20 protein-coding genes are annotated in these 25,990 nt (G+C 66.7%); 7 read left to right on the top strand and 13 right to left on the bottom strand.

Annotated features, from left to right (window positions below; translation table 11 throughout):
* Window positions 1-108 precede the first annotated feature (108 nt).
* The 11 genes from plsX to BN423_RS01110 form a co-directional block, all read right to left on the bottom strand.
* A complete protein-coding gene (gene plsX, locus BN423_RS01160; protein ID WP_019238448.1) occupies window positions 109-1,128 on the bottom strand; it encodes a phosphate acyltransferase PlsX in 1,020 nt (339 codons plus the stop codon).
* A gap of 80 nt (window positions 1,129-1,208) precedes the next feature.
* The gene (gene rpmF, locus BN423_RS01155) at window positions 1,209-1,388 is read right to left on the bottom strand and encodes a 50S ribosomal protein L32 (RefSeq protein WP_019238447.1); all 180 of its coding nucleotides are present in this window, start codon (window positions 1,386-1,388) and stop codon (window positions 1,209-1,211) included.
* A 129-nt stretch (window positions 1,389-1,517) separates the two neighbouring features.
* Window positions 1,518-2,072 carry a YceD family protein gene (locus BN423_RS01150; protein ID WP_019238446.1) on the bottom strand — a complete coding sequence of 185 codons (555 nt, stop codon included), beginning with the start codon at window positions 2,070-2,072 and terminating at the stop codon, window positions 1,518-1,520.
* A 2-nt stretch (window positions 2,073-2,074) separates the two neighbouring features.
* Window positions 2,075-2,578 carry an ATP synthase subunit B family protein gene (locus tag BN423_RS01145; RefSeq protein WP_019238445.1) on the bottom strand — a complete coding sequence of 168 codons (504 nt, stop codon included), beginning with the start codon at window positions 2,576-2,578 and terminating at the stop codon, window positions 2,075-2,077.
* Window positions 2,579-2,641: 63 nt separating this feature from the next.
* Entirely contained in the window at window positions 2,642-3,142 is a 501-nt protein-coding gene (gene coaD, locus BN423_RS01140) for a pantetheine-phosphate adenylyltransferase (protein ID WP_019238444.1), read from the bottom strand.
* A gap of 37 nt (window positions 3,143-3,179) precedes the next feature.
* Window positions 3,180-3,803: a 16S rRNA (guanine(966)-N(2))-methyltransferase RsmD gene (gene rsmD, locus BN423_RS01135; RefSeq protein WP_019238443.1), complete on the bottom strand. Its 624-nt coding sequence runs from the start codon at window positions 3,801-3,803 to the stop codon at window positions 3,180-3,182.
* Window positions 3,800-5,986: an ATP-dependent DNA helicase RecG gene (gene recG, locus BN423_RS01130; RefSeq protein ID WP_019238442.1), complete on the bottom strand. Its 2,187-nt coding sequence runs from the start codon at window positions 5,984-5,986 to the stop codon at window positions 3,800-3,802. The genes rsmD and recG overlap by 4 nt, the downstream gene beginning before the upstream one ends.
* 4 nt (window positions 5,987-5,990) lie before the next feature.
* Window positions 5,991-7,655 (bottom strand): DAK2 domain-containing protein, encoded by a 1,665-nt coding sequence (locus BN423_RS01125; protein WP_019238441.1) that lies wholly within the window; start codon window positions 7,653-7,655, stop codon window positions 5,991-5,993.
* A 46-nt stretch (window positions 7,656-7,701) separates the two neighbouring features.
* The gene (locus BN423_RS01120; protein ID WP_026088976.1) at window positions 7,702-8,055 is read right to left on the bottom strand and encodes an Asp23/Gls24 family envelope stress response protein; all 354 of its coding nucleotides are present in this window, start codon (window positions 8,053-8,055) and stop codon (window positions 7,702-7,704) included.
* A gap of 253 nt (window positions 8,056-8,308) precedes the next feature.
* Window positions 8,309-10,123: an ABC transporter ATP-binding protein gene (locus BN423_RS01115; protein ID WP_019247079.1), complete on the bottom strand. Its 1,815-nt coding sequence runs from the start codon at window positions 10,121-10,123 to the stop codon at window positions 8,309-8,311.
* The gene (locus BN423_RS01110) at window positions 10,123-12,420 is read right to left on the bottom strand and encodes an ABC transporter ATP-binding protein (RefSeq protein WP_019238438.1); all 2,298 of its coding nucleotides are present in this window, start codon (window positions 12,418-12,420) and stop codon (window positions 10,123-10,125) included. Before BN423_RS01110 ends, BN423_RS01115 begins: the two co-directional genes overlap by 1 nt.
* A 511-nt stretch (window positions 12,421-12,931) precedes the next feature.
* Between BN423_RS01110 and rpmB the strand changes: the two genes are divergently transcribed.
* The 3 genes from rpmB to BN423_RS01095 all read left to right on the top strand — a co-directional run bounded on the left by rpmB (window position 12,932) and on the right by BN423_RS01095 (window position 17,064).
* Complete coding sequence (gene rpmB, locus BN423_RS01105; protein ID WP_019238437.1) at window positions 12,932-13,120, top strand: 50S ribosomal protein L28; 189 nt, start codon at window positions 12,932-12,934, stop codon at window positions 13,118-13,120.
* A gap of 404 nt (window positions 13,121-13,524) precedes the next feature.
* Window positions 13,525-16,164, top strand: coding sequence for a bifunctional acetaldehyde-CoA/alcohol dehydrogenase (gene adhE / locus BN423_RS01100; protein WP_019238436.1), 2,640 nt, complete (start codon window positions 13,525-13,527; stop codon window positions 16,162-16,164).
* Window positions 16,165-16,296: 132 nt separating this feature from the next.
* A complete protein-coding gene (locus tag BN423_RS01095) occupies window positions 16,297-17,064 on the top strand; it encodes a phosphotransferase family protein (protein ID WP_019238435.1) in 768 nt (255 codons plus the stop codon).
* A gap of 178 nt (window positions 17,065-17,242) precedes the next feature.
* Here BN423_RS01095 and BN423_RS01090 read toward each other — a convergent pair whose 3' ends face one another.
* Together BN423_RS01090 and BN423_RS01085 are read right to left on the bottom strand one after the other, a co-directional pair.
* On the bottom strand, window positions 17,243-17,941 hold the full coding sequence (locus BN423_RS01090) for a thiamine diphosphokinase (protein WP_019238434.1): 699 nt from the start codon (window positions 17,939-17,941) through the stop codon (window positions 17,243-17,245).
* Window positions 17,931-18,632 (bottom strand): HAD family hydrolase, encoded by a 702-nt coding sequence (locus BN423_RS01085; RefSeq protein ID WP_019238433.1) that lies wholly within the window; start codon window positions 18,630-18,632, stop codon window positions 17,931-17,933. The genes BN423_RS01090 and BN423_RS01085 overlap by 11 nt, the downstream gene beginning before the upstream one ends.
* A 372-nt stretch (window positions 18,633-19,004) precedes the next feature.
* Between BN423_RS01085 and glgB the strand changes: the two genes are divergently transcribed.
* The 4 genes from glgB to glgD all read left to right on the top strand — a co-directional run bounded on the left by glgB (window position 19,005) and on the right by glgD (window position 25,934).
* Entirely contained in the window at window positions 19,005-21,107 is a 2,103-nt protein-coding gene (gene glgB, locus BN423_RS01080; RefSeq protein ID WP_019238432.1) for a 1,4-alpha-glucan branching protein GlgB, read from the top strand.
* A 51-nt stretch (window positions 21,108-21,158) separates the two neighbouring features.
* Window positions 21,159-23,585, top strand: coding sequence for a glycogen/starch/alpha-glucan phosphorylase (locus tag BN423_RS01075; RefSeq protein ID WP_019238431.1), 2,427 nt, complete (start codon window positions 21,159-21,161; stop codon window positions 23,583-23,585).
* 92 nt (window positions 23,586-23,677) lie between these two features.
* Window positions 23,678-24,823 (top strand): glucose-1-phosphate adenylyltransferase, encoded by a 1,146-nt coding sequence (locus BN423_RS01070; RefSeq protein WP_019238430.1) that lies wholly within the window; start codon window positions 23,678-23,680, stop codon window positions 24,821-24,823.
* A gap of 4 nt (window positions 24,824-24,827) precedes the next feature.
* Entirely contained in the window at window positions 24,828-25,934 is a 1,107-nt protein-coding gene (glgD, locus tag BN423_RS01065; RefSeq protein WP_019238429.1) for a glucose-1-phosphate adenylyltransferase subunit GlgD, read from the top strand.
* Window positions 25,935-25,990: the final 56 nt, after the last annotated feature.

Genomic DNA, 25,990 nt, shown 5'->3' with positions numbered 1-25,990 from the left:
ATGGGGACGGGTTCGTTTGACTCAGTGAGTCAATTGAACCCGTCCCCAATGGCTCCCGCGTCCCCAATGGCTCCCGATGGCTCCCCCCGACGGCTTCGACGCCCCGAGTTAGCGCACGATGGTGCCGACCGCTTCCACGACGCTCTCGATGAGCCCGGCGCGCACCGCCTCGGCGGTGGCGAGCGTGCCGTTCTTCACGGCCTCGACCGACGTCGCGCCGTGGCCAATGAGCACCACGCCGCGCAGGCCGAGCAGGATCGCGCCGCCCTTCGCGTCGCCCGAGAGCTTCTCCTTGATGGCGGCGAGGTCGTTCTTGATGAGCAGCGCCGCGATCTTGCCCTTGAGCGAGCCCAAAAGGGCGCCCTTGAGCTCGGAGAGGATGAACTTGGCCGCACCCTCGGTGGCCTTGAGCGCCACGTTGCCCGCGAAGCCGTCGGCGACGACCACGTCATAGGAGCCAGAAACGATGTCGCTACCCTCGCAGTTGCCCGCGAAGCCGTCGAGCTCGTCGCGCATGAGGGCGAAGCACTCCTTGGTGAAATGCGAGCCCTTGGTGTCCTCGGTTCCGTTGGAGAGCAGGCCCACGCGCGGCTGCGCAATGCCGCAGACCACGCGCGCGTAGGCGGCGCCCATCTGCGCGAAGCGGAGCATGTCGCCCGGCTCGACGTCGGGGTTGGCGCCCAGGTCGCAGAAGACGGTGAGGCCGTTCGCGCGGTTCGGCACGGCCGAGGTGAGGCAGGGGCGGAGCGGCCGGAGCTCGCCCGCCTCCTCGAACTTGAACGGGGTGACGTAGGCGGTCGCAGCGGCCGTGATGGCGCCCGTCGCGCCTGCGGAGAAGAAGCCCTGCGCCGTTCCCTTCTTCACCGCGCGGCATGCCACGACGATGGAGGACTTGCGCTTGGACATCACCGCCTTGATGGGGTCGTCGGCCATGTCGATCACGTCCGGCGCCACGAGCGCCTCGACGCGCGGGCGGCTCTCGGCGAACGGCGCCACGACCTCCTCCGGGCCGACCGCCAGCACGGTGAGCGCCGCATCGGCTGCGAGCGCTGCGTCGATGCCGTCGAGCACGACCTGCGGTTCCTCGTCGCCGCCCATGACATCGACGGCGATGCGCACCTCTTCCATACCAGACTCCCTCTCGATATAACGAAATGGCCGACTCACCGAGCCGGCCACCCACATCGCACAACTCCCGAGCGCATGCGCTACTCGGTGACGATGACCTCGCGATCCTTGTAGAAACCGCAGTTGGGGCACACGTGGTGCGGAAGCTTCACGGCGCCGCAACGGGGGCAGGTGGAACGGGAGGGGGCATCGATCTTCATGTTGGCCGAACGGCGGTGATGCGTGCGGATGCGACCCTGCTTTTGCTTAGGTACTGGCATGATGACCTTCCTTATATACTCACTATAAGGCACGAATACGCGCAAGCAGTGATATTAGCACACTGCATGATGCCCTGTACAGGGGATTTTGTGTGTGGAAATGATAAAAAGCAGCCTGTCTGAATTTTATCATTCGTCGAGCTTGAGGTTCTTGAGGACCGCGAAGGGGTTGTCCGCGCCCGCGGCGTCCTCCTCCGCCGCCCGCTGCGCGCAGTCGCATTGCTCGTAGTTGAGGTTCGCGCCGCACGTGGGGCAGAGCCCCTTGCAGTCGGGCTTGCAAAGCACGACGAACGGGGTGTCCGTGATGACGGCGTCCGCGATGGGCTCGGCGAGGTCGATCTCGCGCTCAGGCCCGATCACCTCGAAGCCGTCCTCGTAGGCCTCCGGGTCGTCCGGCTCGTCGAAGAGGTAGTACTCCTGGATCTCGCCGGCGATGTCGAGGTGCGCCGGGTCGAGGCACATGTCGCAGGTGCCCGTCGCGTGGGCGCGCACGATGCCGCTCACGAGCACGCCGTCGCCGGCATGCGTGAGCACGACATCGTAATCGATGCCGTCCTCGAGCGCGAACTCCTTATCGCCCACGGTGTAGGAGGCGGCATCGACCTTCCCCGAGACGGGGTAGCTGTCGCCGGGATGCTCGAGGTGGTCGGCGAGCGCGACGACCACGGGATCGAAGAGCGCCATGGCTACCAGGCACCATTCTGGTTCTGGGCGTTCGCGCCGTCGTTCAGCTGCTGGCGGCAGCGCGAGACGGTCGCCGTGAGCGACTTGAGGTTCTCCTCGAGGTGCGTGAAGACCTGCTCGGCGTAATCCTCGGCGGCATAGCGCGTCTCGCGCTCGTACTGCTGCGCGCGGTCGCGGATGTCGTCGGCCTGCTGTTGCGCGAGGCGGACGATCTCCTGCTCGCTCGCGATCGTGAGCGCCTGCTGCTGGGCGTCGGCGACGATGGAATCGGCCTGCGAAGCGGCGGAGGCGATGAGCTCGTCGCGCTCCTTCAGGATGCGCCGCGACTTCTGCCACTCCTCCGGGTAGCTCATGCGGATCTCGTCAAGGATATTGAAGAAGACCTCGGTCTCGATAACTTTGAACTGCGCGTTCTTGCCGAAGGGAGGCTTTGCCTCCTCGATAAGCCCCTCGAGTTCGTCTACCAAGCTCTCGATCCTCTCACCAGGAAAGTTATCGCCCGGCATCCGGTCTCCTTTCATAGACAGCCATATCGTTTCCCATGGTACCACATGGTTCGGCGTATACCCCTAGAAGCGCTCCCTGAGCGCCGCGACCACATTTGGTGGAACGAACTCCGAGACATCCCCGCCGAACGATGCGATCTGGCGCACCACAGAGGACGACAGGTAGCCGTACTGCGGGCTGCTCATGACGAAGATGGACTCGAGCTCCGGGTCGAGGCGGTAGTTGAGGTCCGCCTGCTGGAGCTCGTACTCGAAATCGGTCATCGCGCGGAGGCCCTTCACCACCGCGCCGGCGCCCACCTCGCGCGCGAAGTCGACGAGCAGGCCCGTGAACGGCAGGACGTCCACGCCGTCGATCCCCTCGGCGGCGAGCGCGTCGCGTGCGAGGTCGACCCGCTCCTCGAGCGAGAAGGTGGTGCCGACGCCGTTCTTCCCGAGCGACTCCGCCACCGCGACGGTGACCGCAGAGCACATGCGGCGGGCGCGCCGCACGACGTCGATGTGGCCATAGGTGATGGGGTCGAACGTGCCGGGAACGAGGACGTGTTCGATTACCTGCTGCATGCCGTTCCCCTCTCAGAGCGGACGATTCAAACGGGTGTTAGGGTAGCACGTCATCGGCCGGCCGGGCGCCGGGCGCGCAATCGGTACGAGATGCCCATGTAAGGACGTCGATCACCGTGGAGCCGTAGCGCTTCTCGCGCACAAGCTCGAAGCCCGCGGGGCGCGCGCCCGGCATGTCGGCGCGATGCTCGAAGAGCGCGATGGCGCCCGGGCGAACGAGGCCCGCGGCCGCGAGTCCCTCGAGCAGCTCCTCGGCCGGCGCGGGGCCGAGCGCGTAGGGCGGGTCGATGAGCACGAGGTCGTAGGGGGCGAGCGGCATGCGGCCGCGCGCGAGGTGCGCGAGGACGTCGCCGACGACGACCCGCCAGGCATCCCGCGGCGCGCGAACGGCCTCGAGGTTGCGCCGGACGAGCGCCGCAGCGCCCCGATCGATGTCGAAGAACGCGCACGAAGCCGCCCCGCGCGAGAGCATCTCGATGCCCATCGCGCCGGAGCCCGCGAACGCGTCGAGCACGCGCGCGCCCTCGATGCCCTCCGCGAGCGCCGATTCCGCGATCGAGGCGCAGGCCTCGCGCACCCGATCGGTCGTGGGGCGCGTCACCTCGCGCCCGCGCGGCTCCTCGATGCGCCGCCCGCGCCATGTGCCGCCGACGATTCTCATCCGCCGCCCACCTCCTTGAACACGTCGCCATAGCGCCGCACGACCTCGTAGCGCAACGGAAGGGTCGCGGGCGCCTCGAGCGCATGAGCATAGCGCAAGATCTCGCGCGCATCCATATGCGCCGCCTCGATGATCGCCGAATCCGCGTCGAGGTCGACGAAGCGCAGGAACACCCCGCCGTGCTGGCGCAGGCCGAGGATCTCGCCCTCGTGGCGCAGGCGCAGGTCGAGCTCGGCCAGGGCGAAGCCGTCGGAGGTGCGCTCGAGCGCCTCGAGCCGCTCGCGAGCCGTCGAGCGGCCGGACGCGGCGTCCGCGCGCCCCATGATGAAGCAGCGGCCGGGCACGTCCCCGCGGCCGACGCGGCCGCGCAGCTGGTGCAGGGTGGCGAGACCGAAGCGGTCGCCGTCCTCGATGAGCATCACCGTCGCCTCGGGCACGTCCACGCCCACCTCGACGACCGTCGTGGCCACGAGGACCTGCGCCTCCCCCGTCCGGAAAGCCTCGATGGCCTCGTCCTTCTCGCGCGCGGAGAGCTTGCCGTGGAGCGCCCGGACGGCGATGCCGGGCAGCACCTGCCGCAGGTGCTCGACCTCGCGCTCGACGCTGTGGAGGCGCGGAGCCGCTCCCCCGCCCTCCTCGTCCGCCGCGCGCGCGGCCGGCACGTCGTCGAGCTCGGAGGCGTCGTCGCCCTCCGCGACGAGCGGGCAGATGACGTAGGCGCGCTGGCCGGCGGCGACGCAGTCGCGTATGGCGCCGTAGGCGATGTCGCGGTTCGCGGGGGTGAGCACCTTCGTGGTCACGCCGGCGCCCGCGCGCGGCCGGGTGCGGATGACGCTCGTGTCGAGGTCGCCGTAGACGGAGAGCGCGAGCGTGCGCGGGATGGGCGTCGCCGTCATGACGAGCAGGTCCGCGCCCTCGCCCTTCGCGCGCAGGGCGTTGCGCTGCCGGACGCCGAAGCGGTGCTGCTCGTCGATCACCACGAGGGTGAGCCGCTTGAAGGCCACGTCGTCCGAGAGCACCGCGTGGGTGCCGAAGAGCACGGTGAGCTCGCCCGCGCCGAGGCGCCGCACGATCTGGGCCCGCTCGGCGGCGGGGGTCGCGCCCGTGAGGAGCGCCCAGGAAATGCCGGTCGCGTCGAGCACGGGACCGCATTTCACGGCGTACTGCTGCGCGAGCACGCTCGTCGGCGCCATGACGCAGGCCTGGGAGCCGGTGTCGGCAACCGCGGCGAGCGCCATGCAGGCCACGGCGGTCTTGCCCGTGCCCACATCGCCCAGGAGCAAGCGGTTCATGATGTGGCGTCCGTCGCGCATGTCCCCGAGGATCTCCGCGACCGCCTGGTCCTGCTCGTCGCTCAAGGTGAAGGGCAGGGCGCGCCTGAGCGCCTCGACGTGCGCGCCCGCCACGTGCGCGCAGGGCGCGACCCCAAGGAGGTTCGCGTCGTTGCGCACGCGCAACCCGAGCTGCAAGATGAGCAGCTCGTCATAGGCGAGGCGCTGCCGGGCGCGCTCGCGCTCAGAATCGGAAGATGGGAAATGCAGGGCGCGCACCGCGCGGGAGGCGCTCATGAGGCGGCGCCGCGCCCTCAAGCGCGCGGGCACCACGTCGGGAAAGCCCTCGACGCGCTCGAGCGCGCCGGCGACGATCCGGCGCATCCACGCGACGGAGATGCCCTCGCCCACCGGGTGCACGGGCAGGATGGAGCCCGCCGCCTCGCGCTCGTCGAGCTTCTCATAATGCGGCGAGCTCATCTGCTTGAAGCCGTAGGAGAACTCGACCTTGCCCATCACGGCCAGGCGGTCGCCGGCCTTGAGCTGCTGGGCGATCCAGGGCTGCTTGAAGAACGCGACCTGCATCACGCCCGTCTCGTCGAGAAGCGAGACCTCGACCACGGAGAGACGCGGCTTCGGGCGCTTCTCGCGCACGCGGTCGACCGTCGCCACGACCGTGCACACCGCGCCCAGGGGCGCCTGCTCGATGGTGTAGGCGTGCGTGAAATCGAGGTAGCGGCGCGGAGCGTGCATGAGGAGGTCGCCCACGCGCTTGATCCCCAAACGCCTGAGCGCCTCCTCACGTGCACCGGAGACATATTTGAGCCGCCCGATGTCCTCGTCGAGCGCGCCGGCGGCAAGCAAGCGCTCGCTGGCCGGCGAGAGCGAATACGTGCGCTCGGAGGCGGGCATGCGTCTACTCGATCGAGAAGATCACCGGGTAGAGCGGCTGCTCGCCACGGTGGGAGTCGATCTCGAGGTCGGGCTGGGCCTCCTCGATCGCGGCGATGAGGTCCTCGAACGCCTCATCGGAAAGGTCGGAGCCAGCGAGGATCGTGAGCGAGTCGCCCTCCTCGTCCTCCTGCATGCGGTTGATGCAGTCGAGCGTCACCTGCTTCACGTCGGAGCCCACGACGTCGATCGAGCCGCCGATGATGCCCATGACGTCGCCCGCATGGATGGGCGAGCCGTCGGACGCGGAGCTGTCGCGCACGGCGGTGGTGACCTCGCCGTCGCGCACCTCCGAGAGCGCCTCGGTCATCGCGGCGACGGCGTCCTCGAGCGAGGAGTCGGGCAGGACGGCGAAGAGCGCGGAGAAGGCCTGGGGCACGGTCTTGGTGGGCACGACGGCGACGCGCTTGTCGGTGCAGGCGCTCGCGGCGGCCTCGGCGGCCATGCGGATGTTGCCGTTGTTGGGCAGGATGATGACGGACTTGGCGTTCACGCGGGAGACCGCATCGAGCAGATCGGCGGTGCTCGGGTTCATGGTCTGGCCGCCGGAGACGATCTCGTCCACCCCGAGCGACTTCAGGATCTCGGCCTGGCCGGAACCGGCGGCGACGGCCACGAAGCCAAGCGGCTTGGGCGGCACGGCAGCGGCGGCGTCCTCGTCCGCATGGATCTTCGCGGTGCGCTCGGCGCTCTCCATATCCATGTTGTGGATGAAGACCTCGTAGACCTGGCCGAGCTGGAGCATGTGCTCGAGCACGAGGTTCGGCGTGTTGGAGTGGACGTGGATCTTGTAGTCCGGGTACGCGCCCACGAGGAGCTCGCAGTCGCCCATGGAGGCGAGGAAGGCGAGGCACTCGTCCTCGTCGAAGGGGGCGTCGGCCTTGAAGAGGAACTCGTTGCAGTAGCGGTACTCCGAGCCCTCCCAGTCGTCGTTCGCCTCGATCTTCACCTGGGAGAGGGCGTCGGCGCGGGCGGCGTCGGCGTCGAAGGTGACGGAGAAGTCCTCGGCCTTGACCGTCGAGCGGCCGAACGCCGCGGCGACGAAGTTCTCGAGGAAGATGGCGAAGCCGAACGCGCCGGAGTCCACGACGCCGTTCTCCTGGAGCACGGGCAGCAGGTCCGGGGTGCGCGCCACGGACTCGTAGGCCTCGACGACGATGGCGTCGAGCGTGGCCTCGACCGACTCGTGCGCCTTCGCGCAGGCGTCGGCGCGGGTGGAGATGTCGCGCAGGACGGTGAGGATCGTGCCCTCGACGGGCTTGCGCACCGCCTTGAAGGCGACCTTCACGGCATTGCGGAGCGCGGAGGCGATGTCGCCCGAGGTCACCGGGTCGTTAGCGCCCACGAGGCCCTCGGCCACGCCGCGCAGGATCTGCGAGGTGATGACGCCGGAGTTGCCGCGCGCGCCCATGAGCGAGCCATGGGTGATGGCGGCGGCGATGGCCTCCATGTCGGCGTCGGCGCCGAGGCCGGAAAGCTCGCGCACCACCGAGGCGAGCGTGAGCGACATATTCGTTCCCGTGTCGCCGTCAGGCACCGGGAACACGTTCAGCTTGTTGATGTCCTCCGCCTTATCGGAAACCGCGGCGGCAGCGATGGGAAAGCAGGTTCGGATGGTCTTCGATAGCATCTGCGCATCTCCGTCTATCTTGTGTGGGCGTACGTATCCGGGCTGGCTAGCCGCGGTTCTTCAGCGCGTCAACGTGGATGATAACCTTGAGCTTCGCGGGATCGATCTGCGCGATCTCCTGCAGGGTGAAGGTCACGGCGCTCGAAAGGTTCGCGCACACGGACTTCATGTTGACGCTGTCCTCGAGCACGACATGCAGGTCGACCTCGAGGTGATCCTCGCGCGTCGAGACGAGGACGCCCTTGCGCAGGCGCTCATTGACGAGGATGCGGACGCTGTCGACGCCCTGGAGCTGCTCGGCCATGCCCACCACGCCGTAGCAGGACATGGCGGCGTAACCGGCGATATCGGCGATGACGTCGTTCGAGACACTCAAAGATCCTGGTATGAGTTCAGACACGGGAATCTCCTTTTCTGATGCCCTGGCTTGGCATAGCGCGTACAGGGGTAATCGCAAATAGTTTACTACGTCGCGCGCCGTGCTGCAGGCGCGATGTGCCGCGCCCATGCGAACGACAAGTTCCCGGGCGTTCGGATGAGGGCATGCGCGCGAAATGACCGGGCTCCCAACGAAAAACCGGCGGCACCCGCTCGGGCACCGCCGGTTCGGCAACATATGGGGCTCGCGGCCGGAGGGACAGCCCTCCGCTCCCCTACTCCTCGCCCTCGTCGGCGAACTGGGCGTTGTAGAGCTCGGCGTAGAAGCCGTTTTTCGCGAGCAGCTCCTCATGCGTGCCGGACTCCACGATGTCGCCGTCGCGCAGCACCAAGATCATGTCGGCGCTGCGGATCGTAGAGAGGCGGTGCGCGATCACGAAGCTCGTGCGCCCCTGCATGAGGGCGTCCATGGCGCGCTGGATGCGCTCCTCGGTGCGCGTGTCCACGTTGGAGGTCGCCTCGTCCAAGATGAGGATCGGGCGGTCCGCGATGAAGGCGCGCGCGATGGTGAGGAGCTGGCGCTGGCCCTGGCTCACGTTCGAGGCATCCTCGTTGAGCTCGAAGTCGTACCCGCCGGGGAGCGTGCGGATGAAGTGGTCCGCGAGCGCGGCGCGGGCGGCGGCGTGGACCTCGTCGTCCGACGCATCGGCGCGGCCGTAGCGGATGTTCTCCAAGATTGAGCCCTTGAAGAGCCAGGTATCCTGCAGCACCATGGCGAAGTTGCTGCGGAGCTCGGCGCGCGGCATGTCGCGCACGTCGACGCCGTCGACCGAGATGGAGCCGGCGTTCACGTCGTAGAAGCGCATGAGCAGCTTCATGAGGGTCGTTTTGCCCGCGCCCGTCGGCCCCACGATCGCGACCGTCTGGCCGGGCTCCACCCGGCAGCTGAAGTCGTGGATGATGGTCTTCTCGGGCACGTAGCCGAAGCGCACGTGGTCGAAGGTGACGGCGCCGCGGCAGGCGGGCAGCTCGCGCTCGGGGGCGTCGGGCGTCTCCTCGGGCTCGGCGAGGAACTCGAACACGCGCTCGGCGGCCGCCGAGAGCATCTGGAGCATGTTCGACACCTGCGTGAGCTGGGTGATGGGCTGCGTGAAGTTGCGGACGTACTGCATGAACGCCTGGATGTCGCCCACGGTGATGGCGCCCGAGACGGCCAGGAACGCGCCGATCGAGACGACCGCCACGTAGGCCAGGTTCGCCACGAAGTTCATGATGGGCTGCATGAGACCGGAGAGGAACTGCGAGCGCCAGCCGGAATCGTAGAGCCCCTTGTTCTGGACGTCGAAGTCGGCGACCGCGCGCTCCTCGCGGTTGAAGACCTTGATGACGGTCTGGCCGGAGAAGCTCTCCTCGATGATGCCGTCGACGCGGCCGAGCAGCGCCTGCTGGCGGCGGAAGTAGCGCTGCGAGGTGCGCACCACGAGCACCACGAGCACGAGCGAGACGGGCACCGTGAGGAACGTGACGCCCGCGAGCACCACCGAGACGGAGAGCATCATGACGGTCACGCCGATGAGCTGCGTGATAGAGGTGATGAGCTGCGTGACGCTCTGGTTGAGCGACTGGCCGAGGGTGTCGACGTCGTTCGTCACGCGGGAGAGCACATCTCCCACGGAGTTCGTCTCGAAGTACCCGAGCGGCATGCGGTCGACCTTGGCGATGATCTCGCGGCGCAGGCGGTAGCACACGCGCTGCGTGATGCCCGTCATGAGCCAGCCCTGGAGGAAGTTGAGGAACGCGGCGAGCACGTACAGGCCGAGCAGCGTGAGGAGGATCATCCCGATGCGCGCGAAGTCGATCGTGCCCGTGCCGGCGACCTTCGCCGCGAGCCCCTGGAAGAGCTCGGTGGTCGCCTGGCCCAGGATGCGCGGGCCCATGACGTTGAACACGACCGAGCCGATCGCGCAGGCGATGGCGATAACGAGCGCGATGCGCTCATGGGCGATGTAGGCGATGAGGCGCTTGATCGTCCCCTTGAAATCCTTGGCGCGCTCAGCGGCAGGCCCGCGCCTTCCCATCGGTCCCGGCATCAGCGCTCACCCCCTTCCGGAATCGCGCCCTCAAAGGCGGCGTCCCCCGCAAGGCCAAGCTCCTCGGGAGAGAGCTGGCTCTTCGCGATCTCGAGGTACTCGGGGCACGTGCGCAGGAGCTCCTCGTGCGTGCCCTTGCCCACGACGCGGCCGTCGTCGAGCACGATGATCTGCTCGGCGTGCATGATCGTGGCGATGCGCTGCGCGACGATGATCACCGCGGCGTCGCCGGCGCGGCGCGCGAGCTCGGCGCGCAGGGTCGCGTCGGTCTTGTAGTCGAGCGCGCTGAACGAATCGTCGAACACGAGCACGTGCGGGCGCGGGGCGATCGCACGGGCGATGGACAGGCGCTGGTTTTGGCCGCCGGAGACGTTGGAGCCGCCCTGCGCGATGGGGCTCTGGTAGCCGTCGGGCTTGGCGTCGATGAACTCCGTGGCCTGGGCGATCTCGGCCGCGCGGAACATGTCTGCATCGGGCATCGCGGGGTCGGCGTACTTGATGTTGCTCTCGATGGTGCCGCTGAAGAGCATACGCTTCTGCGGCACGTAGCCGATCTGCCGGCGCAGCTCCTCGAGGTCGATATCGCGGATGTCCACGCCGTCGAGCGTGATGGAGCCCTCGGTGACGTCGTAGAGGCGCGGGAGCAGCTGCACGAGCGACGACTTGCCGCAGCCCGTCGAGCCGATGATGGCGCAGGTCTTGCCCGGCTCGGCGGTGAAGCTCACATGCTCCAAGGTGGGCACGTCGGCATCCGGGTAGGCGAAGGTCACATCGTTGTACGACACCACGCCGCGCCAGCCCTCGCCGTCCTCGCGCGAGACGCGATCCTCGGGCGCGGGGTCGGCGATGCTCGTGCTCGTGGCGAGCACCTCCTGCACGCGCTCGGCGGCCACGTCGGCGCGCGGCAACATGACCGAAATCATGGTGATGATCATGAAGCTCATGATGACCTGCATGACGTAGTTGATATAGGCCATGAGGTCGCCCACCATGATGGTGCCGGCGTCCACGCCCTGGCCACCGAACCACACGATGGCAACCGTCGAGGCGTTCATGACGATGAGCATGACGGGCATGAGCACCGACATGCACCGGTTCGTGAAGATGTAGGTATTGGTGAGCGCGCGGTTCGCCTCGTCGTAGCGCTCCTGCTCGAAGGCCTGGCGGCCGAAGGCGCGGATGGGCATGATGCCCGTGATGATCTCGCGCGCGATGAGGTTGTTGCGGTCGACGAGCTTCTGCATGATGCGGAACTTCGGCATGGTGACACCCATGAGCACGCCGATGGCGATGGCGATGGCCGCGACCGCCACCACGAGGATGGGCTCGAGGCCCACCGGGTTCGAGAGCACGCGGATGAGCGAGCCAATGCCCATGCACGGCGCGAAAAGCACGATGCGCATGCACATGACGAGCACCATCTGGATCTGCTGGATGTCGTTCGTGGCGCGCGTGATGAGCGACGCGGCCGAGAAGCGGTTCATCTCCGCGGGCGAGAAGTCGAGCACGCGCTCATAGAGGTCGTGGCGCAGGTCGCGCGCGATGGCGGCCGAGGTCTTGGACGCGTTGAAGGCGGCGAGGATGGCGCACAGCGCCGAGAAGAACGCGAAGGCGAGCATCTCCGCGCCCTGGCGGAAGAGGTAGGCGCTCTGCACCTCGTTGAGGTCGACGCCCACCTGCTCGTAGGCCTGCTTGACGTAGGCGATGGCGCGCGACTCCACCATGCTCTCGCCCGTATCGCCGAGCGACTGCACGATGGAGGCGCGGGCATCGGTGAGCTCCTCGCGCGAGATCGCGCCCGCCTGCACGAGCTGGGCGAGGTCGGTCGTGTCGATCGTGTCGCCGAAGAGGGCCTCGAGCTGCGCGGTGGGCACCTGCGCCTGCGCGCTGGAGCCCGCTGAGGAGTGCGAACCGAGCGCGTCGGCGACATCGCTCACGGGCACGCCCTGGTCGAACTGGTACACGAGCATCTCCGCCTCGCTCATGGGGCCGGCGAGGGAGGAGCGGTCGCTGTCCGTTCCGGTGAAGGTGCGGATGCCGTCCGACGCGGGCGCGCTGAAGGACGCCTCGACATCGGAGACCTCGCGGTCGGTGAGGAAGAGCTCCACCTTATCGAGGTCGGTCGCGCTGATCTTGTCGGGCACGGGGCTCTCGATGCCGCCCTGGCTGATGCCCACGTCCACGATGTCGCTCATGAGGCCGGGCAACGTGAGCTCGCAGTTCGCCTGCGCAGCGAGCAGCACGAGCGCGATGACGAGATTGATCATGTGGCCCTTGAGAAAGCGGAATATCTTCACCGGGCACTCCCCTCATACCAGATGACCCGGCACGCGACCAATGCCCCCAGGGCCGCGCCGACGCGGCGGTGAGGGTGGTGGCGACACCGGAACCATGGATTGCCAAGTAATATATTACGCACGTCGGACATGGCGGCGCACAAACGTGAGCAGATTTTTACCCTACCGCTTCCCGGCGACCCCCGCGGTTGCGGAATCTCCCGCGCGCGCCACAACTTCTTCATCATCCCGACCAACCCGCCGCCCGCATGCCCGGCACCGCCCTCCCCAGCGTGCGCACGACGAGGTCAGTGCAGCACAGCACTCTATATAATGATGTGCGGGGTCTTGCACGGGAGCGTGCCGGTGCGCGCAGGGGCCACCTCGATCGCCGTCACGGCCTTGCATGGTCAAAACGGCCGCGGCGATAAATCTCTTCATGAAGATTGCACGCATGACCACGGCTTTGTGCTATAGTTCCTATCTGTTTGTTCAGCCGGATAGTTCCAGACCACCCAAGGAGGGTTTGAATATGTCCAAAGTTTGCGAAGTCTGCGGTAAGCACCCCGTTGCTGGTCGCTCCATCAGCCACTCCCACCGCGTGACCAACCGTACGTTCCGCCCCAACATCCAGCGCGTCTACTGCGTGGTGGATGGCCAGCGCAAGAAGATGAACGTCTGCACCTCTTGCCTCAAGTCCGGCAAGGTGGCCCGTTCGTAACATTCCCGCTCCTTGGGATCTGATGCTTGATGCTATGGCGCACCCTCCGGGGTGCGCCTTTTTTATCTCGAGATACCGAGTTCCCCGCCCCAGGCGGCACGGTTCGCCGCCCGCCCTCCCCCGCTCCTCGAACCCGTCGGCAGGGATTGCGCCGGCCATCCCTCCCCACCATCCGCGACCGGTGGCGCGAATCCGCACCACCCCGCCGCGCGCACGCTGCGCGCGTATCCCCCCACTGCTTCTTCACAAGCTCTTCAAAGCGCTCACCAGCACGTTCATAATTGAAACGTTCAAAATTGTTGAAACGTTTAAAATCGCCATTTACCGGAATCTTACCGTTCGCCGAGAAATATCTTGCTAAAATCGAGGCCGTAGGATAGGTCACCATACGCAAGGAGAGACACATGGTGAAAAAGGCATCCGCGGTCCCTGAGGTCATCGACTCCGTCGACGCCCTCGAGGCCAAGCTTGCGCACATGCGCGAGGCCCAGAAGGTCTTCGCCACCTACACGCAGGAGCAGGTGGACAAGATCTTCTTCGAGGCGGCTATGGCTGCGAACAAGCAGCGTATCCCGCTCGCCAAGATGGCGGTCGAGGAGACCAAGCGCGGTGTGCTCGAGGACAAGGTCATCAAGAACCACTACGCCGCCGAGTACATCTACAATGCCTACAAGAACACGAAGACCTGCGGCGTCATCGAGCGCGACGAGGCCTACGGCATGACGAAGATCGCCGAGCCCATCGGCATCGTGGGCGCGGTCATCCCCACCACGAACCCCACCTCGACCGCGATCTTCAAGACCCTCATCTGCCTGAAGACCCGCAACGCCATCATCATCTCCCCGCACCCCGCGGCCGCCAAGTGCACCATCGAGGCCGCCAAGGTCGTCTATGAGGCGGCCGTCAAGGCCGGCGCGCCCGAGGGCATCATCGGCTGGATCGACCAGCCCACGCTCGAGCTCACGAACAAGCTCATGAGCGATGTCGACATCATCCTCGCCACCGGTGGCCCGGGCATGGTGAAGAGCGCCTACTCCTCCGGCAAGCCCGCCCTCGGCGTCGGCGCCGGCAACACCCCCGTCGTCATCGACGAGACGGCCGACGTGCTCAACGCCGTGAACTCCATCATCCACTCCAAGACCTTCGACAACGGCATGATCTGCGCGAGCGAGCAGTCCGTGACCGTGCTCGACTCCATCTACGACGAGGTCAAGGCCGAGTTCCAGCGCCGCGGCTGCTACTTCGTGAAGAAGGGCAAGGAGCTCGAGAGCCTGCGCGAGGCCATGTTCAAGAACGGCGCCCTCGACCACCGCATCCCCGGCATGCCCGCCGCCAAGATCGCCGAGCTCGCCGGCATCGAGGTGCCCGCCAAGACGAAGATCCTCATCGCCGAGGTCACCTCGACCGACCCGCTCAAGGAGGAGTTCTCCCACGAGAAGCTCTCCCCGGTGCTCGCCATGTACCACGCCAAGACCTACCAGGAGGCCGTCGACAAGGCCGAGCACCTCGTGCTCGCCGGCGGCCCGGGCCACACCGCGTCGCTGTACGTGCACCCCGCCGAGAAGGAGAAGATCGAGCTCTTCGAGAAGACCATGAAGGCCTGCCGCATCGTGATCAACACGCCCTCCAGCCAGGGTGGCATCGGCGACCTCTACAACTTCGCCATGAAGCCGTCCCTCACGCTGGGCTGCGGCTCCTGGGGTGGCAACTCCGTCTCCGAGAACGTTGGGGTGAAGCACTTGCTCAACATCAAGTCCGTCGCGGAGCGCCGCGAGAACATGCTGTGGTTCCGCGCTCCCGAGAAGGTGTATTTCAAGAAGGGCTGCACGCCCGTCGCGCTCGACGAGCTCGGTCGCGTCATGGGCAAGAAGCGCGCCTTCATCGTGACCGACCAGTTCCTCTACAAGAACGGCAACTGCCGCGCCATCGAGGCCAAGCTCGATGAGATGGGCGTCGCGCACGACTGCTTCTACGACATCCAGCCCGACCCGCGCCTGCAGGACGCCGAGCGCGGCGTGGAGCGCATGCGCCTGTTCGAGCCCGACCTCATCATCGCCGTCGGCGGCGGCTCCGCCATGGACGCCGGCAAGATCATGTGGCTCATGTACGAGCACCCCGAGGCGAACTTCGAGGACATGGCCATGGACTTCATGGACATCCGCAAGCGCGTCTACACCTTCCCCGAGATGGGCAAGAAGGCCTACTTCGTGGCCGTCCCCACCTCTTCGGGCACGGGCTCCGAGGTCACGCCGTTCGCCATCATCACCGACGCCGAGACCGGCATCAAGTGGCCCATCACCGACTACCAGCTCATGCCGAACATGGCCATCGTCGACGTTGACAACGCCATGACCGCGCCGAAGGGCCTCACCTGCGCCTCCGGTATCGACGTCATGACGCACGCCATCGAGTCCTACGTCTCCATCATGAGCTCCGACTACACCAAGGGCCTCTCCATGCGCGCCGCCAAGCTCGTGTTCGAGAACCTGCCCACGGCCTACGAGAAGGGCGCCGCCGACCCGCACGCCCGCGAGGAGATGCACAACGCCTCCTGCCTCGCCGGCATGGCCTTCGCGAACGCCTTCCTGGGCCTCAACCACTCCATGGCCCACAAGCTCGGCGCCTACCATCACCTGCCCCACGGCCTGGCCAACGCCGTCATCCTCACGCGCGTCATGCGCTACAACGCGGCCGAGAAGCCGGTGAAGATGGGCACCTTCTCGCAGTACCAGTACCCGCACGCGCTGCATGACTACGCCGAGATGGGTCGCTACTGCGGCTGCACGGGCAAGGACGATGCCGAGGTGTTCGAGAACTTCATCAAGAAGCTCGAGGGCCTCATGGACGAGATCGGCATCAAGAAGACCATCGCCGAGTACGGCGTGGACGAGAAGTACTTCCTCGACACCCTCGACGAGATGAGCGAGCAGGCCTTCAACGACCAGTGCACCGGCGCCAACCCGCGCTACCCGCTCATTTCCGAGATCAAGGAGCTCTACCTCGACGCGTACTACGGCCGCGAGCCGAAGTCCTACGAGGCGTAAGCACCGCGCACCCGCCGGCGCATAACGCGCCCACCTGATGCAGAGCGCCGTTCGCCTCGTTCGCGGACGGCGCTCTGCGCATCGAGGGGTACCATGAAGGCAAGGTTCACCCACAGAAAGGACGGTATCGCTATGATCCTCCCCGATTCCAAGATCGAGATCGCGCGTCGCGGCAACAAGGTCGTCTACGACCTGGGCGACAAGATCGCCAAGGTCTTCAACGAGACCAAGCCGGTCTCCGACGTGTTCAATGAGGCGCTCAACCTGGCGCGCGTCAACGAGTGCGGCATCCGCAGCCCGCGCGCGCTCGAGGTCGCCCAGGTCGAGGGCGACGAGACGGGCTGGGCGCTCATCACGAGCAAGGTGCCCGGCGTGACGCTCGCCGAGAAGATCGAGGCCGAGCCCCAGCGCTTCGGCGAGTACCTCGAGCAGTTCGTCGACCTGCAGATCGAGATCCACGGCTACTCCTCGCCCCTGCTGAACCTTCAGGGGCCGAAGTACGCGCGCATGATCAACGGCCTCGAGGCCATCAACGCCACGACCCGCTACAACCTGCTCGAGCGCCTCGACGGCCTCAAGAAGGGCGCGAGCGTGTGCCATGGCGACTTCAACCCCACGAACGTCATCGTGAGCGAGGACGGCACGCTCTCCGTCTGCGACTGGGCGCACGCCACCCAGGGTGCTCCCGAGGCCGACGTCGCCATGACCTACCTGCTCTTCTCGCTCACGAGCAAGGAGCAGGCCGAGGCCTACCTCGACGTGTACTGCGAGCGCGCCGACATGCCCAAGCAGATCGTGCGCCAGTGGCTCCCCGTCATCGCCGCCTCCGAGCTCGCGCGCGGCCGCAAGGTCGATGAGGAGTTCCTCATGAGCTGGATCGACGTCTTCGACTACCAGTAAGACGGGCTCTGAACGCACTTTAGCATGGAGCCCCTCGGCCTGTTCCCCTGCATCAGGCCGAGGGGCTCTTGCTATAGATGTAAATTTACCCCAGGGGTTATTTTACGTTCGCGGTGTAGGGTGTGCAGCAAAACGCGAGCAGTCCTTTCGCGAACGTAAAATAACCCCTGGGGTAAATTTACATTCCGAAGAGCCAGCAGACGAGGGTGCCGGCGTGGCAGGTGATGCGCGCGGGATCGGCCTCGATGACGTTCGAGATGCCCAGGTCGGAAAGGAGCGGCACCCGCGCATGGTCGAGCTCCCAGCGCATGCCGCGCTCCGACACCTCGACCCCTTCCGCGCCGAGCGGCACGAAGGAGAAGCGAACACCGCGCGCACCCGCGATCTCCCACGCCATGCCCCCGCGCAGCACGCGTCCCTCAAATGCGTCCTCGATCCATTCGACGCCATGGGGCCACGTCGCGAGCCGCCCGAGCACGGCGAGCGCATGGTCGGGCTTTCCGCCCGCAAGGCAGGTTGCGCGCACGGGCGCCCCGGGGTAGCGGGCAGCAACCTCCGCGAGCGCGAGGCCTAGGTCCGTATCGTCCTTATGCGGGTTGTAACGCACGACATCGAACGCGGCGGCATCCCCCTGCAGCTTCACGTGCTCAGCCGTGCGCACGCGCGCCGCACCCTCCGGACTCACCGAGTCGGCATCCCCGCAGAAGAGGTCGCAGGCCATCCCTGCCGCGATGAGGGCGTCGAGCCCGCGGTCGACCGCGACGATCGCCTGGCAGCCCCGCGCCGCGCGCCTGAGCGTCTCGGCCGATGCCCGCACGGGCGAGCCGCCCACCACGAGCACGGGCGCGGCGCGCCGCCCTCGGGCATTACGCGCCATGGCTCGCACCCACCTCGTCCCAGAACGCATCCCCCAGCTCGGTGAACTCGTCCACCGCGATGTCGGCGAGCGCGAACACCTCCTCGCGCGTGCCGCGCCCGTGCGGGTCGAAGATGCCGACCGTCCGGTACCCGGCGCCGCCCGCGCTCCTCAAGCCGAACGGCGCGTCCTCGAACACCCGCACCTCGCCGCGGGCGGGCACCTCGATGCCCTCGTGCGCGCATAGGCGGCTGAGGGCCAGATCGTACACGTCGGGGAAATCCTTCGAGCGGCCGGCCATCTCCGTCGTCACGATGACGGGGAAGAACCCCTCGAGGCCGTTCGCGGCGAGCCCGGCGCGAACGAGGTGCTCCGGCGTGGAGGTGGCGATGGCGCACGGGATGCCCGCCGCCTGCGCCCGGGCGAGGAAGGCCGGCACGCCCGCGCGGGCGGGCACCACGGTGCGGTAGGCCTGCAGCAGCATCTCGTCCAGGCGCGCGTACACATCCGCGCCGGACGCGCCCACCCCCCACGTCTCGTGGTAGGCGATGCACTCCTCCTCCACCGACAGCGACTCGAACCGCGCAAAATCCTCGGCCGTCGTCTCGACGCCGTAGCTCGCGAGCAACTTGGGCTGGATGTCGAGCCACATGCCCATCGAGTCGATGAGCGTTCCGTCGCAGTCGAAGATGAAAATGGGGGAAGCGGGCATGCTGGTTCCTTTCGCGTCGCGATCTTTCAGCATGGTAGCAGAGACGGCGCGTGCCGGCGGCGGCCCGATGAGTCAATTGAACCCGTCCCCATTGACTCGGTGAGTCAATTGAACCCGTCCCCAATGACTCCCCAATGGCTCCGTACCGCGACGGGGCGGCTTTGTCAAGCTCGTTCGTCCACGAACCAATACCTACCGTCCCTCGCCTCGTTGCGCCCTTGCCGCATCCCCGGTGGTATCCTTAACGTGTCCAGGTTCCACCCGCGCTCCGCCCGTGGAACGCGACCGATCGTGCTACCCGAGACGCAGCGGAACCCGCGACACAGGCTATGGGACGGCAGCCGTGAGCTGCCCGGACGATTGGAAGCGCACGTGGATACCAACATCACCGCAAGCGCGGAGCCCAAGGCGGGCACGTCATCTCCCGATGCTCAGGCACCCTGCCTCATCATCACCGATAACGACCGGTACCTCTTCGCCACCGGCACCTGGAACAGGAGCTGGGAGAAGCTCGGCGGCCACCCCGACGTCCAGGACGGCGTCGCGGGCTGGCACTTCGCCGTCTGGGCGCCCGATGTGCGCAGCGTCCACGTCGTCGGCCCCTTCAACGGCTGGGACGCGAAGGCCAACCCGCTCGCCCCGCTCGCCACGAGCGGCATCTGGCAGGGCTTCGTACCCGGCCTCGCCGAGGGCGAGCTCTATAAGTACGTCATCGAGACGCACGACGGACGGCTCCTCTACAAGGCCGACCCGTATGGCTTCTTCGCTGAGGAGCAGCCCGGCACCGCCTCGCGGCTCCAGGACCTCTCCGGCTACGCATGGGGCGATGAGGCCTGGCTCGAGGAGCGGCGCACCCACGACCACATGACGCAGCCGCTCAACATCTACGAGGTGCACCTGGGCAGCTGGAAGCGCCACGGCAACGAGCCGCAGGGCGAGCCCGGCCCGGACGGCACCTACCCCGGCCCCGGCGACCCCTTCCCCGCCCAGCGCGGCACGTTCTACACCTACGACGACCTCTCGGTGGAGCTCGTCGACTACGTTCGCGACATGGGCTACACGCACATCGAGGTCATGCCCGTCATGGAGCACCCCTTCGACGGCTCGTGGGGCTACCAGGGCACCGGCTACTACGCGGCCACCGCGCGCTACGGCACGCCCAAGCAGTTCATGCACTTCGTCGACGCCTGCCACCAGGCCGGCATCGGCGTCATCCTCGACTGGGTGCCGGGCGGCTTCTGCGCCAATGACGAGGGGCTCGCGAACTTCAACGGCCAGATGCTCTTCGAGCGCGAGGTGCACCCCAACTGGGGCACCCACAAGTTCGATTTCGGCCGCGGCGAGGTGCGCAGCTTCCTCGTGTCCAACGCGCTCTTCTGGCTCGAGGTCTTCCATGCCGACGGCCTGCGCATGGACGGCGTCTCGAGCATGCTCTACCTGAACTTCGGCGTGGACGACCCGCGCCTCAAGAAGTTCAACAAGTACGGCGACGAAGGCGACCTCGACGCCATCAGCTTCATCCAGCAGGTGAACACCACCGTGGGCCGCGAGTTCCCCGACGTCATGATGATCGCGGAGGAATCGACCGCCTGGCCGGGCGTGACCCTGCCGCCGGAGGAGAACAACGGCCTGGGCTTCCACTACAAGTGGGACATGGGCTGGATGAACGACACGCTGCACTACATGCAGACCGACTTCCCCTGGCGCCCGGGCAACCACGGCATGCTCACGTTCACGTTCCACTACGCCTTCAGCGAGAACTTCATCATGCCGCTCTCCCACGACGAGGTGGTGAACGGCAAGCGCTCGCTTTTGGGTCGCATGCCCGGCGATTGGTGGCGCCAGTTCGCGGGCCTGCGCACCCTCGCCTTCTACCAGGCCGCGCACCCCGGCGCGCAGCTGAACTTCATGGGCAACGAGATCGCCCAGGGCATCGAGTGGCGCTACTACGAGTCGATCGAGTGGTTCCTCACCGAGCGCTACGCCGTGAACGCGCGGCACCAGCAGTTCATCCGCGCCCTCAACCACCTCTACCGCGACGAGCCCGCCTTCTGGCAGCACGCCTACACTCCGGACGGCCTCACCTGGCTCGACGCCGACGACGCCCAGCAGTCTATCATCTCCTTCGTGCGCCACGACGACGACCCGGCCGACGACCTCGTAATCGTCATCAACTTCAACCCCGCCTCCTACGAGCGCTTCAACGTGGGCGTCCCCACCGAGGGCGAGTGGAAGGTCATCTTCAACACCGACGAGCCCGAGTATGGCGGCAGCGGCTTCACGGACAACGCGAGCTACATGAGCGCGCCCTACCCGTGGAACGGCTGCGGAGACCAGCTGACCATCGCCCTGCCCGGCCTCGCCGGACTCGTGCTCAAGCGCGTGGGCAGAAGCACCTTCGTGCCGCCGAAGCCCAGGCGCCGCCGCAGCAAGCACAAGCTCGCCCCCATCACCGACCCCACCGAGCAACCGTAGGCTCCCTACGTGCCCGCCCAAGATACGATCATCCAAAGAAGAAAGGACGTCATGAACAGGATCTTTGAAAGCAAGGAGGAGTTCAAGGAGCTCTACCTATCGTCGGTCACGTCGCTGTCGGGCAAGCCCTTCGAGATGACGAGCGACTTCGACCGCTTCCAGGCGCTCGTGAAGCTCGTGGCGAGCAAGGCGCGCTCCGTCCAGACCGAGACCGAGAAGCGCGTGCACGACACCGGCCAGAAGCGCGTGTACTACTTCTCCATCGAGTTCCTCATCGGCCGCCTGCTCGATAACTACCTCATCAACTTCGGCGTGCGCGACCTCGTGGCCGAGGCGCTCGAGGAGATGGGCTCCAACCTCGAGGCGCTCGAGGAGTACGAGCCCGACCCCGCGCTCGGCAACGGCGGCCTCGGACGCCTCGCCGCCTGCTTCCTCGACTCCATGGCCCACGAGGGCATCGCCGGCTACGGCAACGGCATGCGCTACCGCTACGGCCTCTTCAAGCAGGAAATCGTGAACGGCGCGCAGCACGAGACCACCGACGACTGGCTCGTCCACGGCTACCCGTGGGAGGTCCGCCGCCAGGACAAGGCCGTGCGGATCGGCTTCGGCGGCCACGTGGTGGGCACCGAGGAGAACGGCCGCATGCGCTACCACACCGAGGGCACCGACGACGTGCTCGCCGTCCCCTATGACATCCCGGTCGTTGGCTACGGCGGCAACACCGTCAACAAGCTACGCGTGTGGAGCGCCGAGCCGGTCGAGGAGGAGTTCGACCTCGACGCCTTCAACGCGGGCGACTACGCCAAGGCCCAGGCGCACCGCGCCGAGGCGGAGGCCATCAGCGCCATCCTCTACCCCAACGACGCGGGCGAGCACGGGCGGCTCCTCCGCCTGAAGCAGGAGTACCTCTTCGTGGCCGCGGGCATCAACAGCGTGCTCGACACGTTCCGCAAGGAGCACGGCTCGGACTGGAAGCTCCTGCCCCAGTACGTCGCCATCCACACGAACGACACCCACCCCGCCATGTGCGGCCCCGAGCTCATGCGCGTGCTCGTGGACGAGGAGAACCTCGAGTGGGACGAGGCGTGGGACATCACCACGAAGACCATCTCCTACACCAACCACACGATCCTTCCCGAGGCGCTCGAGAAGTGGCCCATCTCCACGTTCTCGAAGCTCCTGCCGCGCGTGTACCAGATCATCGACGAGATCAGCCGCCGCTACAACGCCGCCTTCGACCGCAGCCAGGACGGCTGGCAGGACCGTCTGCGCCAGACGGCGATCCTGTGGGACGGCGAGGTGCGCATGGCGAACCTCTCGGTGATCTGCAGCCATTCGGTGAACGGCGTGGCCAAGCTCCACACCGACATCCTCGAGCGCGAGACGCTCAAGGACTTCTACGCCCTCACCCCGCAGAAGTTCAACAACAAGACGAACGGCATCTCGCCCCGCCGCTTCCTCGCCGAGGCGAACCCCTCCTACGCGAAGCTCATCACCGAGGCGATCGGCACGGGCTGGCTCGACGACGCCGCCGAGCTCTCGAAGCTCGAGGCCTTCGAGGGCGACCCGGCCTTCCTCGAGCGCGTGAGCGCCTCGAAGCACGAGAACAAGGTGCGCCTCGCCAACTACGTGCAGCGCGAGTGCGGCCTTGCCATCGACCCGAACTCGATCTTCGACGTGCAGGTCAAGCGCTTCCACGCCTATAAGCGCCAGCTGCTCAACATCTTCAAGGTGATGGACATCTACAACCGCCGCATCGCCGACCCGAACTTCCGCGTGGCGCCCACGACGTTCATCTTCTCGGGCAAGGCCGCCTCGAGCTACACCTTCGCCAAGGAGACGATCCGCCTCATCAACTCGGTCGCGGACGTGGTGAATAACGACCCGCGCGTGAACGAGGTCATGAAGGTCTGCTTCATCCCCAACTTCCGCGTCTCGAACGCCCAGCTCATCTACCCCGCCGCCGAGATCTCGGAGCAGATCTCCACGGCCGGCATGGAGGCCTCGGGCACCTCGAACATGAAGCTCATGATGAACGGCGCCATCACGCTCGGCACCATGGACGGCGCGAACATCGAGATCGTGAACCTCGCCGGCGCGGAGAACGAGAAGATCTTCGGCCTCACCGCCCCCGAGGTCGACGAGCTGCGCGCGAGCGGCATGCACTTCGCCTGGGACATGTACAACGCCGACCCGGACCGCCTGGGCCGCGTGATCGACGAGCTCACCGACGACACGTTCGCCGCCCTCTCCGGCAACTTCGAGAGCATCTTCAACGAGCTCATGAACGGCAACGACCATGACCTCGTCATGAAGGACTTCGCTTCCTACGTCCAGGCTTGGGAGGAGCTCACGCAGGGCTACTCCGACCATATGGACTGGAACCGCAGGGCGCTTCATAACACCGCGTGCTCGGGTTGGTTCTCGAGCGACCGCACCATCCGCGAGTACCGCGACGAGATCTGGGGAGCGTGATGTAAGGACAGGCCACGACGACGCAAGGACACCCCGGGGCGGCATCCCCGGGCTAGAAGGGAAATCTGCACGGATTCTGAAGGGAACACACGATGAGCAAGAAGGAATGCATCGCCATGCTCCTCGCCGGTGGGCAGGGAAGCAGGCTCGGCGCGCTCACGTCGAAGATCGCGAAGCCCGCGGTCTCGTTCGGGGGGAAGTACCGCATCATCGACTTCACGCTGTCGAATTGCGCGAACTCCGGCATCGACACGGTGGGCGTCCTCACCCAGTACCGCCCCTACCAGCTGCACGCCTACCTGGGCTCGGGCAGCGCCTGGGACCTGGACGAGAAGGGCGCGGGCGTCTCGATCCTGCCGCCGTACGCCACCCAGGAGGGCGGCGCATGGTACGCCGGCACCGCCGACGCGGTGACGCAGAACCTCGATTACATCAAGTCGCACGACCCGGAGTACGTGCTCATCCTCTCCGGTGACGCGCTCTACCGCATGGACTACCGCGCCATGCTCGATTCGCACATCGCCAACGGCGCCGACCTCACCATCGCGGTCATGCCCGTGCCGTGGGAGGAGGCGAGCCGCTTCGGCATCCTCACCGCCGACTCCGATGGCCGCATCACGCGCTTCGACGAGAAGCCCGAGAAGCCCGAGTCCAACCTCGCCTCGATGGGCATCTACATCTTCACCGCCGACTTCCTCATCAAGACGCTCGAGGACGACGCCGTGAACCAGCGCTCGAGCCACGACTTCGGCGGCGACATCATCCCCGGCGCCCTCGCCGACGGCAAGCGCCTCTTCGTCCACGAGTTCCACGGCTTCTGGCGCGACGTGGGCACCATCGCGAGCTACCACGAGACCTCGATGGACCTGCTCGGGCAGAACCCGGCCTTCGACCTGTTCGACAAGACCGTGCCCGTCATGTCGAACGACCTCACGCGCCCGCCGCACTACATCGGCCCGGACGGTCGCGTGGACGACTGCCTCATCTCGAACGGCTGCCGCATCCTGGGCACCGTGCGCCACTCCATCATCTCCACGGACGCCGTCGTGGGCGAGCGCGCCGTGGTGGAGGACTCCGTGCTGCTGCCCGGCGCCGTGGTGAAGAGCGGCGCGTACGTGAGCCGCGCCATCCTGGGCGAGAACGCCGTCGTGGAGGAGGGCGTGAAGCTCGGCTCCGTCGACACCACGAAGGATACGGCCGTCGTTGGAAACGACGTCGTTATCGGGAAGGGGGAATGAACCGATGATCAACAACAAGGCCATCGGCTACATCACCGCTAACTACGCCGGCACGGAGAAGAGCGCGCTCGTCGAGAGCCGCTCCATCGCCTCCGTCCCGTTCATCGGCCGCTACCGCCTCATCGACTTCCCGCTCTCCAACATGGCGAACGCGGGGATCCGCACCGTGGGCCTCGTGCTCCCGGGCAACTGGCGCTCCATCCTGGACCATGTGGGACACGGCAAGGACTGGATGCTCGACCGCAAGAAGGGCGGCCTCTTCCCCGTCCCGGGCAACCCCTACGGCACCACGAAGCAGGGCATGCGCTTCCTGCTGCGCGACATCATCTCCAACAAGGAGCTGTTCCAGCGCTCCGACAAGCCCTACGTGGTCATGATGGCGTCGAACATCATCTTCAACCTCGAGCTCGACGAGATCATCGACGCGCACGAGCGCAGCGGCGCCGGCCTCACCATGGTGTACGTGAAGGCCGAGCGCAAGCACACGGACTGCTCGCGCCTCATCATCGGCGACCGCGGCCGCGTGCAGAAGGTCGAGCCGGGCTGCGAGTACGGCGACAACAAGTTCATCGACTGCTTCGTCGTCAACCGCGACCTGCTTCTGCAGATCATCGAGCGCTACCAGAGCGCCGACTACCTCGACCTCTTCGAGGCCATCGCCGGCGACTTCAGCCTCATCGACGTGTGCAGCTACGAGTTCAAGGGCCTCGCGATCGGCATCTTCGACGAGCGCACCTACTACGACCGCTCCATGGAGCTTCTGAACCCCGATGTGGCCGACCAGCTCTTCCGCCACGACCGCCCGATCATGACGAAGGCGCACGACGCGCCGCCGGCGAAGTACTTCACGGGCAGCAACGCCACGAACTCGCTCATCTCGGCCGGCTGCGAGATCCAGGGCACGGTGCGCGGCTCCATCCTGGCGCGCGGCGTCATCGTCGAGAGCGGCGCGAACGTGACGAACAGCATCATCATGCAGTCCTGCGTCATCAAGAGCGGTGCGCGCGTGGAGAACGCCATCCTCGACAAGGGCAACACGGTGCCGGCGAACACCGAGCTGCGCGGCACGCCCGACTCGATCCTCGTCGTGGGCAAGAACCAGATGGGGTAATTGGCGCCGCATAGCAAAACTTCGCTACAATGAAACCGCCGTCCGGTGCTACCGGG

Origin of the sequence: Enorma timonensis (assembly GCF_000321165.1) — a bacterium.
Taxonomy (GTDB): domain Bacteria; phylum Actinomycetota; class Coriobacteriia; order Coriobacteriales; family Coriobacteriaceae; genus Enorma.
This window is presented reverse-complemented; position numbering and strand designations above follow the sequence as displayed.

What these genes read in the sequence shown, in the direction of transcription:
- plsX (WP_019238448.1), bottom strand. Translation starts at nt 1,128, where the DNA reads ATGGAAGAGGTGCGCATCGCCGTCGATGTCATGGGCGGCGACGAGGAA.
- rpmF (WP_019238447.1), bottom strand. Translation starts at nt 1,388, where the DNA reads ATGCCAGTACCTAAGCAAAAGCAGGGTCGCATCCGCACGCATCACCGC.
- BN423_RS01150 (WP_019238446.1), bottom strand. Translation starts at nt 2,072, where the DNA reads ATGGCGCTCTTCGATCCCGTGGTCGTCGCGCTCGCCGACCACCTCGAG.
- BN423_RS01145 (WP_019238445.1), bottom strand. Translation starts at nt 2,578, where the DNA reads ATGCCGGGCGATAACTTTCCTGGTGAGAGGATCGAGAGCTTGGTAGAC.
- coaD (WP_019238444.1), bottom strand. Translation starts at nt 3,142, where the DNA reads ATGCAGCAGGTAATCGAACACGTCCTCGTTCCCGGCACGTTCGACCCC.
- rsmD (WP_019238443.1), bottom strand. Translation starts at nt 3,803, where the DNA reads ATGAGAATCGTCGGCGGCACATGGCGCGGGCGGCGCATCGAGGAGCCG.
- recG (WP_019238442.1), bottom strand. Translation starts at nt 5,986, where the DNA reads ATGCCCGCCTCCGAGCGCACGTATTCGCTCTCGCCGGCCAGCGAGCGC.
- BN423_RS01125 (WP_019238441.1), bottom strand. Translation starts at nt 7,655, where the DNA reads ATGCTATCGAAGACCATCCGAACCTGCTTTCCCATCGCTGCCGCCGCG.
- BN423_RS01115 (WP_019247079.1), bottom strand. Translation starts at nt 10,123, where the DNA reads ATGCCGGGACCGATGGGAAGGCGCGGGCCTGCCGCTGAGCGCGCCAAG.
- rpmB (WP_019238437.1), top strand. Translation starts at nt 12,932, where the DNA reads ATGTCCAAAGTTTGCGAAGTCTGCGGTAAGCACCCCGTTGCTGGTCGC.
- adhE (WP_019238436.1), top strand. Translation starts at nt 13,525, where the DNA reads ATGGTGAAAAAGGCATCCGCGGTCCCTGAGGTCATCGACTCCGTCGAC.
- BN423_RS01095 (WP_019238435.1), top strand. Translation starts at nt 16,297, where the DNA reads ATGATCCTCCCCGATTCCAAGATCGAGATCGCGCGTCGCGGCAACAAG.
- BN423_RS01090 (WP_019238434.1), bottom strand. Translation starts at nt 17,941, where the DNA reads ATGGCGCGTAATGCCCGAGGGCGGCGCGCCGCGCCCGTGCTCGTGGTG.
- BN423_RS01085 (WP_019238433.1), bottom strand. Translation starts at nt 18,632, where the DNA reads ATGCCCGCTTCCCCCATTTTCATCTTCGACTGCGACGGAACGCTCATC.
- BN423_RS01075 (WP_019238431.1), top strand. Translation starts at nt 21,159, where the DNA reads ATGAACAGGATCTTTGAAAGCAAGGAGGAGTTCAAGGAGCTCTACCTA.
- BN423_RS01070 (WP_019238430.1), top strand. Translation starts at nt 23,678, where the DNA reads ATGAGCAAGAAGGAATGCATCGCCATGCTCCTCGCCGGTGGGCAGGGA.
- glgD (WP_019238429.1), top strand. Translation starts at nt 24,828, where the DNA reads ATGATCAACAACAAGGCCATCGGCTACATCACCGCTAACTACGCCGGC.